The organism is Lapidilactobacillus bayanensis, assembly GCF_003946695.1.
GTDB classification, from domain to species: Bacteria; Bacillota; Bacilli; order Lactobacillales; family Lactobacillaceae; genus Lapidilactobacillus; species Lapidilactobacillus bayanensis.
In genome coordinates this window covers 1-18,216 of sequence record NZ_RHOX01000035.1, presented here as the reverse complement: position 1 = coordinate 18,216, position 18,216 = coordinate 1, and the positions used below count along the sequence as shown (strand labels likewise).

At 37.8% G+C, this 18,216-nt stretch carries 15 protein-coding genes and 1 pseudogene; all 16 read left to right on the top strand.

What is annotated here, in order from left to right:
• The first annotated feature begins 1,111 nt into the window (after window positions 1–1,111).
• Entirely contained in the window at window positions 1,112–1,414 is a 303-nt protein-coding gene (locus EKM65_RS10230) for a nucleoside triphosphate pyrophosphohydrolase family protein (protein WP_125608150.1), read from the top strand.
• A 477-nt stretch (window positions 1,415–1,891) separates the two neighbouring features.
• A pseudogene (locus EKM65_RS10225) lies at window positions 1,892–3,515 on the top strand (mannitol dehydrogenase family protein).
• Window positions 3,516–3,531: 16 nt separating this feature from the next.
• The gene (gene uxuA / locus EKM65_RS10220) at window positions 3,532–4,596 is read left to right on the top strand and encodes a mannonate dehydratase (RefSeq protein ID WP_125608148.1); all 1,065 of its coding nucleotides are present in this window, start codon (window positions 3,532–3,534) and stop codon (window positions 4,594–4,596) included.
• A 191-nt stretch (window positions 4,597–4,787) separates the two neighbouring features.
• Window positions 4,788–5,744, top strand: coding sequence for a sugar kinase (locus EKM65_RS10215; protein WP_125608146.1), 957 nt, complete (start codon window positions 4,788–4,790; stop codon window positions 5,742–5,744).
• A gap of 493 nt (window positions 5,745–6,237) precedes the next feature.
• Window positions 6,238–7,536, top strand: coding sequence for a DUF4962 domain-containing protein (locus tag EKM65_RS10210; protein WP_164506911.1), 1,299 nt, complete (start codon window positions 6,238–6,240; stop codon window positions 7,534–7,536).
• A gap of 25 nt (window positions 7,537–7,561) precedes the next feature.
• Complete coding sequence (locus EKM65_RS10205) at window positions 7,562–8,929, top strand: type 2 periplasmic-binding domain-containing protein (RefSeq protein WP_125608142.1); 1,368 nt, start codon at window positions 7,562–7,564, stop codon at window positions 8,927–8,929.
• A 39-nt stretch (window positions 8,930–8,968) separates the two neighbouring features.
• A complete protein-coding gene (locus EKM65_RS10200; protein ID WP_125608140.1) occupies window positions 8,969–9,490 on the top strand; it encodes a hypothetical protein in 522 nt (173 codons plus the stop codon).
• Window positions 9,483–9,917: a hypothetical protein gene (locus EKM65_RS10195; RefSeq protein ID WP_125608138.1), complete on the top strand. Its 435-nt coding sequence runs from the start codon at window positions 9,483–9,485 to the stop codon at window positions 9,915–9,917. Before EKM65_RS10200 ends, EKM65_RS10195 begins: the two co-directional genes overlap by 8 nt.
• Entirely contained in the window at window positions 9,910–10,359 is a 450-nt protein-coding gene (locus EKM65_RS10190; protein ID WP_125608136.1) for a hypothetical protein, read from the top strand. The genes EKM65_RS10195 and EKM65_RS10190 overlap by 8 nt, the downstream gene beginning before the upstream one ends.
• On the top strand, window positions 10,334–10,798 hold the full coding sequence (locus tag EKM65_RS10185; RefSeq protein WP_125608134.1) for a hypothetical protein: 465 nt from the start codon (window positions 10,334–10,336) through the stop codon (window positions 10,796–10,798). Before EKM65_RS10190 ends, EKM65_RS10185 begins: the two co-directional genes overlap by 26 nt.
• Complete coding sequence (locus tag EKM65_RS10180) at window positions 10,785–12,680, top strand: heparinase II/III domain-containing protein (RefSeq protein WP_125608132.1); 1,896 nt, start codon at window positions 10,785–10,787, stop codon at window positions 12,678–12,680. Before EKM65_RS10185 ends, EKM65_RS10180 begins: the two co-directional genes overlap by 14 nt.
• Window positions 12,681–12,686: 6 nt before the next feature.
• A complete protein-coding gene (locus tag EKM65_RS10175) occupies window positions 12,687–13,061 on the top strand; it encodes a cupin domain-containing protein (RefSeq protein WP_125608130.1) in 375 nt (124 codons plus the stop codon).
• Entirely contained in the window at window positions 13,058–13,807 is a 750-nt protein-coding gene (locus EKM65_RS10170; protein ID WP_125608129.1) for an SDR family NAD(P)-dependent oxidoreductase, read from the top strand. The genes EKM65_RS10175 and EKM65_RS10170 overlap by 4 nt, the downstream gene beginning before the upstream one ends.
• Window positions 13,808–13,834: 27 nt before the next feature.
• Window positions 13,835–14,917: an SGNH/GDSL hydrolase family protein gene (locus EKM65_RS10165; RefSeq protein WP_125608127.1), complete on the top strand. Its 1,083-nt coding sequence runs from the start codon at window positions 13,835–13,837 to the stop codon at window positions 14,915–14,917.
• A 4-nt stretch (window positions 14,918–14,921) separates the two neighbouring features.
• On the top strand, window positions 14,922–16,664 hold the full coding sequence (locus tag EKM65_RS10160; RefSeq protein WP_125608125.1) for a hypothetical protein: 1,743 nt from the start codon (window positions 14,922–14,924) through the stop codon (window positions 16,662–16,664).
• Between the two features lie 11 nt (window positions 16,665–16,675).
• Window positions 16,676–17,710: a LacI family DNA-binding transcriptional regulator gene (locus tag EKM65_RS10155; RefSeq protein WP_125608123.1), complete on the top strand. Its 1,035-nt coding sequence runs from the start codon at window positions 16,676–16,678 to the stop codon at window positions 17,708–17,710.
• Window positions 17,711–18,216: the final 506 nt, after the last annotated feature.

The window sequence follows — 18,216 nt, the reverse complement described above, 5'->3', positions numbered from 1 at the left end:
AACAGAGATTTGTCTTGGTGTTTTTTATTTTATCAATTAGCTAAAAGTATTTGGCTAACTTGATTATAAAACGCGCGAAAATTTGAATCTTATTTATTATGGCTTAAACTTTAGGACGATACCAATCGTTGTATTCAGTTCGTTGCTAGTCACTTGTTTTGACGTTCTTTTAATCCTGTTACCAATAGATGATATTGTTCAAATGGATAACATGATTAGGACTAGAACAACGCCTAAGAGATACATTCTTGTCAGTTATTTGCATGCCTTACCACTGATCATAGGATATTTTACATTAGAATTGTTAATGATGATTAGTTTACATGCTCCGATCAACTTTTTTCAAATTAGTGAGTGGTTTATTTTAAATTCTATCGGAATGTTAATCGCACTAAAGTGGTCGAAAAACAAAAATTTATTCATCATGATATTCACCATGATGATAGCCGTAAAACTATTTTTAACGTGGATATAGATGTCTATTATAATTTAATCAACTTTTGATATAATGTAAAAAAATGGGCGCTGATAATTTCTTATCAGCGCCATATATCTATTCCACTATGAAACGTAAATCTAGTTCCAACGCTTTAAACTTTTGGAAATACCTTGCAGTTTTCAGATAAATGGCAGCATGATACGGCTGGTTATCAAGATGTAATTGACGGCTTTTTAAGAGCGGCTCGCAATTGGAGACGAAATCAGTAATTTGAATAATCTATAACTTGGTGAGAAGATTAAAGAACGGTTGTTACCATCTCAAAAAAGAAGATTAACCAACCGTTCTTTAAATCTTATCCTGTAAAAATCAATATTGATGGCCTAAATTGTTTTTCTTGCCCAGCCAGAAAGACAGCCACGAACGATTGGCCGAACTAGGCTCAAAAACAGTCAAGTTACTCAATTACCATGATAAAATGATGGTGCTTTAATAATATCGATCCAAGCAGTGAATTATGCCGTAAATTCAGAAGTAATAGCAGGTACTAAGTTTTGACACTGATTACGATTTAAATGATCTTTTGCGGATGACCTGTGGGTAAGACAATGGTGATAACAATCGTAGCCAGGAAGTTTTAAAATAAAAGGAAACAAGAAGAGGCAGTAGTTAATGAACCTAAAAGAATTAATTGAACGTAGCGACAGAATTCGAGCGCGGTACCACGAGTTAGAGCAGGAAAATCACGGTAGCAAGTGGACAGTAGATGAGGACTTACTGGCACTTTCAAATGACATCGGTAATTTAGATAGGTTGGTCATGACCAAAGAGGGCCGCTATTATGATGAAACGCCTTATACGTTGGAACATAAATTAGCCGAAAATATTTGGTGGCTGGTGGAATTGTCTAGTCGGTTGAATGTTGATATTGAATCAGAGCTGGAGACTTTTTTGGTGGAAAAGGAGAAGCTTTAGCATATTTTTTCAATCAAAGAACACGATGTTGGAATAAAGCAATTCACGAGTTAGGTGAAAAGATTGAACAACTTATTGCTGATAAAGAAGATCTTTTTAGTGGCGACGTCATTAGAACCGTTGATAATTTAAAAGAAGGTTGATTTAGCGTTTGGGCTGATATTGATTTTGATAATCAATTACTTAATATTGATAAGTCATTGCAATATCATGATTTGAAACTTGATGAGTTCAAGCTGAGACTACTAATGGTTATACGTATTTAGTGCATAAAAGCCAAGAAAAGTTGAGCTTTGCAATTAGCAAATCTGCTGAGAGAATATATCGATATACATGCGGTTGAAAAACGCCGCTGCCAAATTTATTGTATAAAACAAAAAACATAAAATCCAAGGTGCTGCAATCCCTTGATATAGAAGAGGTTATAATTTATTGATATATTAATATTTTAATTTTAATAGGAGTTGATAAATTCTGATGGTCAAATTAACTGAGGACTACTTAACTGCCACAGAGAAATTTACTGCGGCAAATATAACGACACCAACATTTTCACAGGCAAAAATGGCTGATATCACTGCAAAATCACCGGTCTGGGTTCATTTTGGTGGCGGAAATCTTTTTCGCTGTTTCCATGCAAAAATTGCTCAGAATTTGCTGAATAGTGGGGCAATGAAATCTGGTGTGATCGTTGCTGAGACCTATGATGATGATGTGATCGAGCAGATCTACCATCCATTTCAAAATCGGATGTTACAGGTGGTCATGAAGCAAGATGGGAGTTATGATCAAACCTTGATTGCTAGTGTGGCGACTAGTCTGTATTATAATCGCGAGAATCCAGCTGGCTGGCAAAAGTTGCGTGCTGTTTTTGAACAGCCTTCACTGCAAATGGTCACGATGTCGATCACAGAAAAAGGGTATCAACTCGCAGATAGTCAGGGCAAGCTTACTGAGGCTGCACAACACGATCTCACTCATGATCCTGATGAGGCAATCACCAATATGGGGGCGATCGCACGATTATTGCTAGCGCGTTTTCAAGCGGGTGCATTCCCAATTGCGATGGTCAGTACCGATAATTTTTCTGAGAATGGCCTGAGGTTTCAACAGGGATTTTTGTCCATTGCAGAAGGCTGGAATGCTAATAAAATTGTATCATCCGAATTTATCGACTATTTGAAAGATGCGACTAGGGTCAGCTTTCCTTGGTCTATGATCGATCGTATTACACTCAATCCCGCTGAAAATGTTGCAAAAAAATTGATCACAGCTGGTTTTGAAGATACCAAAATAGTGCACACGGTTAAACACACGAACATTGCACCATTCGGGAATACCGAAGAAACACATTATTTGGTGATCGAAGATGCGTTTCCTAACGGTCGACCGCCGTTGGAAGAAGCAGGCGTGATTTTGACAGATCGTGAGACGGTCAATGACGCTGATCAGATGAAGGTCACAGCTTGTTTGAATCCGTTGCACACAGCGCTGGCAATTTTCGGTAGTTTATTAGGCTATCAATCGATTGCGGCCGAAATGGAAAATCCAATGTTAGTCAAGTTGATCAAACGCTTAGGGTATCAAGAAGATTTACCAGTGGTGAAAGATCCAAAAATCATTGATCCTAAGGCGTTTATCGACCAGTTGATCACGAAACGATTACCAAATAAAAACATTCCAGATACACCACAGCGGATTGCTAGTGATACTTCACAAAAAATCCCGGTGCGTTACGGGGTGACGTTGCACCACTATTTGGATGAGGGACGCGATTTGAATCAGTTAGTTAGTCGCCATGCCGCTGATTTTTGCTGGTTGGTGTCGCTACTTGATGGCCATTGATGATTCTGGTAGACCATTCACGCCGAGCCCAGATCCACTGCTGACGGAACTGCAGACGATTTTGGCAGGCGTCAAGCTAGGTGACACGATTGAAGCACATGACTTGCTACAGCCGATCTTAGCAAATAAACAAATTTTCGGTTACGACCTTTGTAAAATCGGTCTTGCAGAACGAGTCGAAACTTATTTTCAACGGATGATCGTTGGACCCGGCGCGGTATCGATGACAATTCAAGAAGCATTGGAGGGTAAATAGATGACAGCATTAAAAAATGGGCTTTCGCTGGTATGGTGCAAATGATGATCCTATTAGTTTACAAAACATCCGTCAGATTCCCGGAACAACTCAAGTCGTAGGGGCACTGTTCGACGTACCAGTGGGGGAAGTTTGGCCAGAAACAAAAATCGCCGCCTTGAAGCAACAAGTCGAAGCGGCTGGTCTAAAGCTGGAAGTGATCGAGTCGGTCAATATCCATGATGATATCAAGATTGGCCTACCTTCACGGGATCAGTATATTGAGAACTACAAGCAAACGATCCGCAATCTAGCTAAGTATGGCATTAAGGTGATTTGTTATAATTTCATGCCGATCTTTGACTGGTTGCGAACGGATCTGCATTATCAATTGACTGATGGTTCCAACGACTTAAGCTTTGAGGCGGACATGCTTGCTGCTGATCCACAAGAAATTATCGATCGCGTCAAGCATAGCTCCGAAGGGTATACACTACCAGGATGGGAACCAGAAAGATTAGCGATGATCGAACATTTATTTAAGGCTTATGAAAATGTGAATGAAGAGAAATTATCCGAGAATCTGAAGTACTTTTTGGATGCGATCATTCCCACATGTGAAGCATGTGATGTGCGAATGGCGATGCACCCAGATGATCCGCCACGCGCGTTGTTTGGGCTACCTCGGATTCATAAAAACCGAGAAGATATGCTCGCTATCGAAGAGATGCATGAGTCACATTATAATGGCTTTACGATTTGTACGGGTAGCTTGGGAGAGAATCCGAAGAATGATGTGCCGGCGATCATCCGCGAGTTTGTGGGCAAGGACCGTGCACCGTTCATTCATGCGCGTAACATCAAGTTTATGAACGACAAGTATGATTTCCACGAGTCGGCACATTTATCGTCGGAGGGGTCACTGGATATGTATGAGATTATGAAGGCCTTGCATGACTGTGACTATTCAGGTTATATTCGCCCGGACCATGGCCGCAATATTTGGGGTGAGAATGGCCGCCCTGGATATGGTCTCTATGACCGTGCACTTGGCATTGCGTATCTGAATGGCCTCTGGGAAGCGTTGGAGAAGAATAAATAACTGAAGCCAAATTGGGATTGTTCCAGTGAAAGGACATCAGAGAATCAAACGGTATACCCTACGCTCGCTTCTAGCGCTTCCTGCTGACTCGGGAAAAGTAGTGAGGACAATCTCATTTTACTAGCACTTGTACAATCAGTAGTTTACAATAACCTTGAGAACCGATTATAAATTCGAGGGAGTAAACTGAGATGAATAAATTTGTGACAATTGGTGAGCCATTAGTTGTTTACGCGTCCGATGATGTCGACGTGCCATTGAATGAAGCAACCCATTTCACGCGTTATCCCGCCGGCGCCGAATTGAATGTGACGATCGGATTGAATCAGTTGGGGTGCCAAGGCACGTATATCTCAGCGTTGGGTGCTGATTCCAATGGTCACTTTATTCGTCACGCCTTGGCTAAAAAAGGAATCGAGACCGATCACTTGATCGAGAATCCAAATGCACGTACCGGAATATATTTCAAGGAACGTGTGACTCAGGGTGAGCCTAAAATTGAATATGCCCGTGCGCATTCTGCCGCGAGCCAGTTAAAGATCACCGATATCCCCGCCTTAGATTTTACCGATGTACGCGTGCTACATTTAACCGGAATTGCCGCGGCTATCTCGCATGAGATGTTTCAAACGGTCGAACAATTGATTATTGATGCAAAAAAAGCAGGTGTGACTGTTATCTTTGATCCCAATATTCGTCCGGCCCTGTGGACATCTAAGGCCTCGATGGTGCGTGGCTTGAATCATCTCGCTGCACAGTGCGACGTTATTCTGCCGGGTGTTGGCGAAGGCGAGCTCCTGACCGGTAGCAGTGATCCTGAAGCGATTGCTGACTTCTATTTGAACCTATCGACACTGCATCTTGTCGTGGTCAAGAGTGGAGAAACAGGGGCATATGCGAAAAACGACCGCAACGAAATTTATCAGATTGCCGCTTTTCATGTCAATAAAGTTGTCGATACGGTGGGCGCAGGTGACGGTTTTGCGGCCGGTTTTATTTCTGGTATTCTAGCCGAGTTGCCACTTGAACAAAGCCTATTGCGCGCCAATGCAGTCGGTGCCTTCGCCGTCCAAAGTGAAGGCGACAACAGCGGCTATCCGACCGAAGCGGAATTAGAGCGTTTTTTGCAAGAACATGTTGGTAAATAGAGAGATGAATAACGGTGATAGTCAACTAGCCAGATTCGGGAATTTATACTCCTGAATCTAGCTAGTTTTTTTATAGGGTTTAGGATACTCGGGAAATAGATTCTTCAGAGTTAATTGCTATCCTACGATACAATAGTGTGGTTGTTAAATAATATAACAGAACGAATTATTATTGTTTATATGTATTATTGTGAACTATATTAAGCGAGTACATGCTTGTAATAAGCTACTGATAGTCTTCAATAATTGATTGAATACAGTAAATATTCTTGTATTAGTGCACAATAATGGATTTCGTGAGAACCATTGTGTAACACGTAATTTCAATGAATTTAATAATTAATTTTATAACAAGTGTTGACAAATTTATAGTAGTGCAGTATCCTTTGTTTGCCATGAAAACGTAATCATTAGTTGGGCGATGATGTTTTCGATTTTTTTTGGAATAATAATAAACCGGTTTAGTAAACCGTTTTATATAGGAGATCTTTCTATGAGCAATTATTTATTAATTGGATCTCAAATTGATGAATATCAAGAGTCGATCAACACATATCGAAAAAAGCTTTTTTTACGATTATTGAAACAATGTTATCGATATACAACTCTAAAGATTCCAACAACTCATCCACAGAAGAGCATCACATATATGGGGATGGCTATAGTCAATCTTGCTCTTGCGTATCGACTTACTGGACAGGAAGATTATCTTCAAGAAGCAAAAAGATGGATGGCAAGTATCTGTAAATACGAAAAATGGGGTAATGCTCACTTAGTAGATGTCGATCTTTCTGCATCATGGGTTTTAATAGGACTTGCACTCGGTTTTGATTGGCTCTCAAAAGATTTAGATGTTGATACAACTACTTTGATTGTTAGTAAACTTATTTTGCAGGGTCAAAAGATGTACGATTTTAAGGAAAAAAACTTTGGGAGCAGTTGGACAATAAAGTATTGGCAGAATCATAACTGGATCAATCATACTGCAATGTATATTGCTGGACAGTCATTGATTAAAAACACAACTTTTTCAGATGCTAACATCTGGATTAAGGATGCACAACAAAATTTTGCTGAGGTATTCGCCGGTTTAGCAGACGATGGAAGTGATTATGAAGGTGCAGTGTATTGGAGATACGGTGTTTTTTGGTTATTTATCTTTAATGAGGTAGCTTATCAGTTGGGGGATACAAATTATTATTGTAATTCCGGTTTTTTAAGAAATACTTTCTATTATCGGTTGTATCAAAGTAATGGGGATTTACAAAGCCAAGTTGGGTTTGGAGATTGCCATGACAGACAAAGTAGTCATTCCATTGCCATGTATTATCTTATTGCCAAGAGATATAACGATGGGTACGCGCAAAATATTGGAAATTTAGTTTCTAGCAAATTTCTTTACCACGAGGCATATGAATCTAAAATAAAACCAGGAATATTACCAGAAGCTGCTTTTGAATTTCTATTTTATGACAAGACAGTTATACCCAAACATGTTGTTTCACTGCCTTTGTCTCGAAACTTTCCTGATTTGGGCTTGGTATATATTCGTAGTTCTTGGCAGAAAGATGCACTTATATATACGACTAAATGTAGTGCCCCTGGCGGAAATAAACAATGGAAAATGCTACAGCAACTGAAGCATCAGGGCCTAGATGCGCTTGGGCTTGATCATCATCACCCAGATAATAATTCTTTTGTGTTATTGGCAAATAACAGTTTTTTAGCTGTTGATGAAGGCTATGACCGTTCGGCAACTGTAGGAGACCACAAATTATGCGCGAACCTTTAATGGAAGAGAGTCATGGGTGAAGTTGTTGCTAGACGGCGATACAGAGCATGAAAATGAAAGCGCAACCTTATCAACCGAATATAAAGGCTATTGGCATGATCATGATAGCAACGTAATTACTCTACAGAATGAGAGTGCAGTAGAAGGAAAATTAAGTCGTGATGAAGCACTCAATGCTTTAAAAAAATATATCAAGGAAGAATATCCAGACTTGAAGAAACCATCTGATTTATTTCTTGGAGCAGATGCAAAATATGATATTGATGAATTGATTTCGTTATGGCGTGTCATGAAATTATCCCCAAACACACTATCTAAAGCTGCAACTGGTGCTATCGTGCCTGGAGCAATCATTTCACCATTCTTTACCAGGGATTCCAATAACCGTGAGGATATTTTACGTTTGATTAATTACTTTGGCGGACAACGCATTTTTGGGAGTGATGATTTCGACTCACTATTTTATATTGATCAAAATGGTAAACTTCAATTTTCGATGACACAGAAAAAAACATTGGCTGGGTTCAATTATCTGAAGCAGATTTATGATGAAGGATTAGTTCATTCTGAATTTTCAGATTCAAATAATAAACAACAATATAGAACAATCATGTATTCCAATGATAAGAACGAAGGACAGAAACAGTTTGGATTTATGACAATCGATTGGATTGCATCAACAACAGCTGCGAATAAAGATGTGGTTTCAATCTTACCACCAGAAACAACATTGGGAAGTGGCAATAAAAAGATTCACTTTATGGAAAATACGCGAACAATTAAATCGGAATCTTGGGCTATTTCTTCCAAAGCAACTGATGCGGAGAAAAATGCCGCATTTAAATTGTTTGATTATTTCTTTACAAAAAATGGAAATCAGGTTCAGAATTACGGAGTTCCACAGATCATTGATAAAGCAGGAAGCTATAAAGGACCAGGCGGAAAATCCTACCCCAAATATAAGGAGTGGACATTTACCAATGCACAAAAACTAGAAAATGGTGATCTTTCTGTTTTCCTACGTGATTACTTGGGTTCCCAAATGCCGATTGGTTATCAAAAAGAGATTGGATTTGAATATCAATATACTGTTAATAAAGGATTCGAGTCATGGAGAGTATATGATAATGCCAAAGTTAAATCACCGTCGTATAGTGCGAAAAATCCCTTGCTACAACTTACGCCCACTAGCTATTCCTTCAATGAAGGCGAACAGGCAAAACTTGCCACAACATCCGTTGGACCCGATCAAATTGATAGTATTTTCTTGTACTTGACGGGGAAGAGTAATGGTCCAAAATCAACTCAAGATATCAAAGAATTGTACGATAAGGCCGGAATCACAGAATATATTAAAATGTATCAAAGTGCATACGAGCGTACACAAAAATAATATTGCTGTTATTACTAGTTTGGCAAGGAGGTAGATGTGATGCGTATGCTAAAGAAAAATAATTTTATTTTTTGGGTTGCTTTTGTTGTTGCAGTTGCGTATTTTGTATTATCACTTGTTTTTATGACTGATTACTATAGTTTTTTCTATGATGGAACTAATCAAACCGTACAATTTTTCAAGGAGCTACAAATTCTTAATAGGTATATCTTTATGCAATCGCTTATTGTTTTAGTAAGTATGATATTGTTGTTGCCAACTGGACTAAAGGCAAACAACTATTCGTTAGTAAGTATAGTTTTGTTATTATTATCAACGATTTATATGGGTATCAGAATGACTAATACCTTACCAACGATTACCTATTTTATTGCAAAATATCACCAATTAACGCTTTCCCCAAACCTTGTTGCATCGAGCCAATTAACTGTTCTTGAACTTGCCAAATTAATGACTATTGTTCTTTTAGTTCTGCTTGTTATTCTGACTCTTGAAAGTATTGTACTTTGGTTTAGGACTCGCCAGAGAAGAAAGCAGAACTCGGAGGTGAGTTATGGATAAAGCCAAGATTTACTATCCGCTAGACCAACTCTCATATCAGCTCGTATTATTTTTCTTGATAGCAAATACCTTACTATCGATTATTTCGATAAACAGCATGAAGGCAGACCTGAGAGTTGGTATAGAAGTTATGATTACGATTGCAGTCTCACTTGCAGGTTTTCTAATTGCTATCAGATTACAGCATTATACGCCTCATTGGGATTTATATACGGTTATCCTGGGAGTATTACAATTGGGTCGAATTGTAATACTCCCAGGATTTCACAGTAATAATGCAAGAATGTTAGTCCAAATTTTATTGATTGTCACAGCTGTTTACTTAAGTGCTGCTGCCTGGATTAGCCACAATCACCAACGACAGCGAATAGAATATATTAATAAAACTTGGAGTGCGCGTAAAGGAGGTGGATTAGATAATGCATGAAACAAATCGAATCGATCGACTTACGAAAATTTTAATTTTTGTTTCTGGTCTCGCTCAACTTGTACTCTCACAAACTCACATTGCAGCAATTTCGAAATTGTTTGTTAAAGAAGTTGGTTTCTATCTGTTTCTTTTTATTCTTTTTGGAATCGTACTTGTACCAATGGCGTTATCGTTTGACGATCGGCACTCTAAGAGTTATTTTACTGCGGCACTTTTCTTGATTTTAACTGTTTTGGTAGGTGGAATTACAATGTCGTTGATGATTGGTAGTCTTGGTGATAGTCAGACCAAGGCCAGTCTGAGTGATTTACTTCCCTCATTAATAATTATTTCTGCATCAGAAATATTCAACGTAATTAGTTTTCTGTGTATATTATCTCGATATATTTCTGTCCACAAGGAGGAGCATGCACATGCTGAAATGGTTAAGCAAGGATAGAAATATATCTAGGATTATCCGTATATGGGGGGCTGGTGCTTGTTGTCTTTTCATTATTTGGGGGTCCCCAATTGGTCAAGAAACTGTCGTTGACATGATTTCCGTAATGGGTATCGTTCTTGGAATTGTTGAGATGTTTGTATTAACGCCACTAGCTAATCATTTAATAGGATTAAAGCCCAAACATTCGCAAAGCATTTATCGCAGAGTAGTTACACGGTTAGCAGTGTTTGCAAAAGTATTAATTACCTTAGTATTTGTCTTCGGATCATATTATTACTTTACGGAGTTGCTGATAGGTCACGGAATGATAACATCTACAGCCTTAATTGAACCAATTGGGTTTGGACTATTATACATGTTTTATTTTGAAATCCTTCATTGGATTTCAAATTCGATTCGTAAAATATGGGAGGTGAGATTGAATGTTGAAAAATGAAAATACCGTTCATGTTAGTTATAACGATAAGAGTTTGCGTCAAGGCATGATAGCGGAAATGAAAACTGATATTCAAAGATTTTATGCTGATTTTAATGATCAAGTTTTTAAAAATAGTGCATGGGGACATCATTATTTTTGCCCTGAGGATGGAAACGTTTTGAGCTTTGATGTTGAGCAACCAAGGAAACATCATTGTCCATTATGTAGTCGAATCTATATCTCTGCATTGCTTGATCGTGCGTGGGTTACCAATTACCGTAATTTGGCTGCTACAACTGTACTCAAGGCCGCGGTAGTCTATCAAAAGACCGGGGATTGCGAATATGCTGGAATCGCTATACAAATTGCTAGCTTTTATCTCAAAAATTTTCAAAAGTTCAAACTACACGATAAACAGGATAACTTCTTTGATGATTTAAGTTCAATGACCTGGGGATGCGGTCGTGTTATGCCTCAAAGTCTTAATGAGTCTATTTTCTTCACGCGCATCTTCACGTCCTTATATATATTAAAGGATATACTGCCAGATAGCTTTAAAAATGATATATTAAATCCATTTACCAATCAGTTTTATCAGCTATTGGCACCGCAAATTAACAAGATACACAATATCCCACTATGGTTAAATGACGGGTTGGGAATTGTCGGACTGTTTACAGGGCGTAAGGACATACAGGATTTCGTCTTTGAGGGAGAGTACTGCGTTGCAAGTCAGTTAAAAGAAGGGCTAACAGCGGATAGTTTCTGGTATGAAGGATCAATTCACTATAATTGTTTTACAATTGAGGGTTTGCTTTATCTGGCACTGTTCTGTAAGGAATATGATTTTTTTCGCGAAGAATTAACAATTATTCCTCAGATGTTAAAACAGGTATATCAATTTTCCTTTTCTAATCAGCAGTTACCCAATCCTAATGATGGTTGGCCAAACCTAAATCTGAAAACATACTCTTATCTCTTTGCAATGGGTTGCTATATATTTCCTGATGATCAAATCTTGAAAAATATTTTTTATTCAATCATTGCTAGTGACTATACACGTACTGACATACCTCTGTCCAAACCTTACTATTTTCAAAATGAACTATCTCTGGAACAGTTTTTGCTATTTGATAAAGTAGCCTTTGATACATTTGAAAAAATACCAAAGGAGTCTCATGATTTTTTATCATCCAACTATGTTCTGTTAACCAACAAGAATGATGACTTGTTCCTGAAATATGGACATAACGGACCATCACATGCGCATCCGGATAAGATGAATCTTGAGGCAGTGTTGGCTGGCAAGCAATTACTGAAGGATCTTTCAAATTCCGGATATGGATCAAAAGTATGCAAAGAATGGCACCGCGCTACGGCAAGTCATAATACAATTATGGTTGATGGAAGAAACCAAACTTCATTTGAGAAGGGGAGGACGACTGCATTTACCGAGTCCTCATGTACTGCAACAGCCGTAAATGTTTATCCTGGTGTTAACTATCAGAGAACAATCAATCTTGTGAGATCCGGATTCAAAGATGATTTTATTGTCTCCAGTGACAAGGAGCATGTCTACGATTTGATTTTTCATATATTAGCAAAGCCAAGATGGCATAGTAATATTGAACTCGTCGACGCAAATTTGGGATATGAAGATAACGGCTATCAATATTTCAAGAACATCAAACAAGTTAAGTGTGATGATTCTAAGTTACTAGAATTATACTGGGATTTTTATAAAAAGAAACTTGTTAGTACTTTCGATATTAGTGATAAAGAGGTTTTCTATTGTCAATCACCAAGTAACCCAATCACTGAGTATTTGCCCACAGTAATTATTAGAGGATCAGGGCAATATCAGCAGTTTAAATCAATTTGGAAATTACAAGAGGAGTAATAATTTATGCAAGAAAAAGTAGAACATATAAAATCAGATGTTATCAAGAATTTCTTTTTTAACAAGGAAATTCCGCTTGAAGATCTTGGAGGTGGTGTGACTCGGCAAGTACTTGCACATAATCAAAATTTGATGGTGGTAAAGGTTAATTTTGAGAAAGGATCAGTTGGAAGTTTACATCATCATCCTCACGAGCAAATCTCGTACATTTTGGATGGTGAGTTTGAGTTCAGTATTGGTGGTCATAAAGAGATTTTACGAACTGGAGATACAACTTATAAGCAACCAGATATTGAACATGGCGCAGTTTGTTTGGAAAAAGGCAGCGTACTAGATATTTTTACACCAATGAGAAAAGATTTTTTAGGAGGAGAACAATGAAAAAAAATATTTTAATTACAGGTGCAACAGGTGGAATTGGATTGGCTATTGCAAAGGAAATGGGATTACTTGGCTATCATATATTGATCAATGGGATTGATCGTAAACAAGGAGCAGTAGCAGAGGAAGAACTTAGCAAGCTTAACATTAGCCATAAAATCTATTATTTTGATGTCACTAACGAAGAGGCAGTTAACAACGGGTTTGTGGAAATTGCTCATGATGTCTCGTCGCTACATGCCATCGTTAATGGTGCTGGAGGTCTGGGCGGTCGTTCAGATTTTGAAAGCATGACAACTGATTTTTATCGTAGGGTCATGGCTTTAAACTTGGATAGTGTTTTCTTTGTTTCTCGGGCAGGTATCCCATTACTGAAATTAGATAAGGATTCAAGCATTGTTAATTTTACTTCCATAGCCGCTTGGAACGCTGGTGGTCCGGGAGCGGGTATTTATGGGACGGCTAAGGCTGGTGTACTAACTTTAACTCGTGCGTTAGCAAAAGACTTGGTTAAATATGGTATTCGAGTAAATGCCGTTTCACCAGGAACTATTGATACACCTTTTCATCAAGCAACCAAAGACACAAATCCAGCACTATTTGAATCTTGGAAGAATGATATCTTAATGAAACGTTTTGGCGACGCATCTGAGGTTGCCACAGTTGTTAAATTTCTGATTGGTCCTGATGCTTCTTATTTAACTGGTGAGGTTATTCAAATTAATGGCGGCCAAGATTTTCTGTAATGGGTGTTGATTTGGGATTTTACGACAATGTCAGGCTGGGATGCCAAAAATGGTATCTTGGCTTTTTTTGAGGAGGATATAATGGACATTCAGCAGGGAATTATAGCTGTTGGTAATCAATTGCAATTGCAGTTACGACTGAAATGCTCACATGAGCTGACTATTGGATTTATTGGTGGCTCAATTACCAATGGTACCGGGGCAAGTGCGTCTCAAAATAGTTACGTTTCAATGTTTGAAAATTGGGTTAGCACAGTTAATCCAAATTGTCGTGTTATTAATGCCGGTATTGGTGGCACAGATTCAGAGTATGGTTCTTTACGCCTAAAAAGAGATTTTCCTGAGTTACCGGACATTATGATTGTGGAATTCAGCGTCAATGATAAGCGTGCTTGTAACGAGGAAAGTTTTGAGACATTATTGCAGAAATTAATTATTTGTGGTGTTCAGCCAATTGTATTGGAGAATTTTCGCTATTTTACTACTGAGTCGTACGGAAGTATTCATACCAAAATTGCTTCTAAATACGCAGTACCAATTTTAAATGTGCAGTCTATCTTTTCTCAGGAAGAACTGGCAAACGAAGTGTTAATGCATAGGTATAGTGAAGATGGATTGCATCCCATTGATGTGGGACATGATTTGGTGTTTAAATTAATGAAACAATTCTTTATGATTAGTGAGAATTACCTTGGCGGTTCTTATAACCGGGTTTTGATACCTGCTAAAGAATTAAAAACAAAAACAGATACAAACGTGCAAGTAATTTCTCTTATGGATTATAAATTTAGGGATGGAATTTTGATTGGTGATTTGGGGAAATCGTTTGAGTGGAACGGGGTAACCAGTTATCTTGGTATACAGTATCGGAGAACGAAAGGAGATAATCCGTTCTATTTGGAGTTAATCATTAAATATGGGAATAAAAGTCAATCGTATGAGCTATTTGTAGATCATTCCGATTCGCACGGTGATTTATTAATGATAAGTGATTTATGGGAGGCCAAGCAATTAATAGAGGTTTCAGTGACCGGCTTTCTTCGAAGTAAAGGTAGTAAAGTTGGAAATCCAATATATCTATCAGGTCTTATCGTAAATGGGAAGGTATAGAAAAATGGATATAGTCTTTAGAAATTTTATACAAGAACAAGCCTTACCAAGTTTTGAAGAGATATGTGAGCTAGTTAGTAGTCAACAGGACAATTTAGTTGTGGACGGAGTTAAAGCATTCAATCCAAAGAGTCAATTTGTCGAAGGTAAAGTTATTAATGCATTCAGCTATTTGATTATTTCAAAAAAAGACACTTTAGAGATATCGGATTTGTGTGCTCAATTGAAAAAAACATTTCATTTTGTTGCTGGGCGTAATTTTGAAACATGGGGTATTTTGAATTGCTTGACAGGAATGTATCGATTACAAAAAAATCATTTATTGGAGAACTCAATATTTCCAGCTGATTTAGAGGCCCTTAAAAGGAAATTAGATTGGCATCAGTTTATTGATGAGAATGATCATTTCCGATTGATAGGAAAACCAACCAATTATTATGGCGTTGCATTCGGTATTTCGAGATATTTAGAACTTCTTGGCTGGTCGAATAAGCAATATAGTGATATTTTCTTTGATTTGCTGATGAGACATATTAACACGTATTCTGGTGATAATATGGTGATGGATGAGACAGAGGGGCAGGGACGTTTTGATCGCTACAGCTTGTTAATACCAGCAGAAATTTCAAACTTGTTAGTGGAAACTAAGCGCCCAGTGCCAGACATTCTAATGAAGATGTTGAGTAGGTCTGCAGAAGTATGTTTGATGATTGCCAATAATGGAGGCAATGGAATTGCGTATGGACGTAGTATTGGTGCCTATGGAGATACCGCAGTTCTGGAGATACTTTCGATTGCCAATCGGCTTGGTCTTCTGAACAATGATAATAAGCAACTAGGATTTGAATTCTCCAAACGAATAATTAAAAAGTATCAGACTTTTTGGTTTGATCGTCAAACAAAACAAGTAAATATGTGGGATAAGGGTCGTCAAACAGATGGTTATAGAAATAAAAATAGAATTTTAGGAGAGACCCTAAGCTTACAATTACAAATCCTGCATTCTATTGAAAATTTTGAAATGAACCCCCTGGAAATTGAGAGAAAGAAATCATTCTCGGATCTCTTGCACGCGCTACCCAAATATAAAGAGTATATTTTTGATAAGCAAGATGGTGTAAAAAAACTAATTATTGTTCGCCAGAATGACCGAGTATATATGGTGCCTTTCATCAATGGTGGCGCGAAGTACTTTAAAACATCACCTTACTTGCCGATGCCAATGAGTACTGAATTAATAGAGTTCACCCCGGATAGATTGTCCGGATATTTGATTCCTTTGCTAACAATTGAAGGCAAAGAATTTATGCCGATTTCAGACTTCTCTAGTGTCACGTTGGTTAAGGGTACAACTCAATCACGAATTCAGTTTAGGCTTTCAAAATTATGTAGTTTGGAAGAAGATAACCCTACTTATCGGGAGAATATTCAGTATAATGGAAGTTATAGCTTTATTGGAAACTCATTAGCTATTAGTGGACAAGTAAAATTGTGTGATAATACCAGGATAGATAAGGTTAGAATTGAAGTACCACTGTTTGATTCGGTAAGTCGAATTGAGAATGGCCGTGTTATGTATTCGGGTAAAAATATAAATAATATTGGTTTTACAGGTTTTGATGAGATCAAGTTGAGCAGTAATTTGCAAAATTATAAAACACCACATGGTGCACACCACTCCTTGGTGGTCGCTGAGAGTGTTATTAATGCGGACAACTATTCTTTTGAAATAGCGATAGAATTTTAGAAGGTGATGAAGTGACAGTAACAATTACAGATGTAGCAAAAATGGCTGGCGTTTCAAAGAGTACGGTTTCTCAATTTCTTAATCATCGATATAACTTTATGAGTGCAGACACAAAACTCAGAATTCGTACGGCAATCGATAAGTTAAATTACCAACCCAATCAGATTGCAAGAAGTTTAAAGAAGAAAAAAACCAACTTAATTGCTATCGTTGCTTCAAATCTCTTTTCGAGATTTACAGTTCATTTGGTTTCTGCTATTGAGAATGAAGTTAGCCGTCTCGGATATGAAGTCATTCTGAGTACGACCAATGATGATTCAAAACGAGAACTACAGTATCTTCAGTCATTCATTTCGCGTCAGGTAGATGGTATCATTGTGTTTCCAACAATTGCCAACGAGGAGTATTACACAAGGTTGAGCCAGGAAAAATTTCCCCTTGTATTTGTTGATAGATACATCGAGAATGTTTCTGTCGACACTGTGATTCTTGATAATTTCTTAGCTGCCGAGCTTGCAACTGAGGAGTTAATAAAAAATAATCATCGGCGTATTGGAATTCTGCTCTTTCCCTTAGGCCATGAAGATTCTATTACGCCAAGACGACAAAGGTTAGATGGTTATTTCTATGCAATGCAGAAATACGGGCTTGAGACACCACCTGAATATACTAAAATTGGTGACGCTAATAATATTGATATGCTGATTAGAGAAATGATGACGTTACCGATGCCACCAACGGCAATTATTGCGGGTAATGATGTTATTCTTGAGAAGGTCCTTTTATGGTCCAAGGAAGAAAATAAGCAAATTCCTCTGGATTACTCGTTAATTGGTATCGATGATGTGTCAGTCGCTCGTTTTTATACACCATCAATTACGACCATTTCACAACCGGTTGAGAAAATGGGTACAGAAGCAGCGCAATTATTATTAAAGAGAATAGCAGCTGGAGACTCACATCAAAAAATAGATGAGAGTACATTCCTGAAATTACCACCGAAAATTATTAAGCGTAATTCAGTAAGGAAAATAAGAGTTGAGTGACATAAATCGATTGAGTAGCTTATAAATACTTTATCTTAATGGCCAAGGGATGAAAGTTAAGTATTCCTACTACGCTCGGGATATTAACTTTCATTCCAAAATAGATGTGGCCGTCAAGTTACTGTCCGCACACCCATGGGCCCACTTTAGTTTAGCAGTCAGAACAGACACGAATGACTTCATGCTGATAGCTACGATACAACAACCGACTTTTAAGATTAACTCTATTTTGAGTGATTTTGCTAAATCGATTAATTTTTTTGTTCGCAAATTATTTAGAATGATAGAAATACAAAGGCTACCCAATTTTGGTGAGGATCATTGAATACTCTGACCAAAATTGGGTATTTTTGACTATTTTGATAATTTATTGTGACATCGCGATATACAAATGAATAACGGTGATAATAATTGTAAGCAGTTAATAACCGACCGGCTGTGAAACACCATCTATTCAAGGTAAAATTACCTCATCATAATAAATGGTGAGGTGTTTTTTATATGGT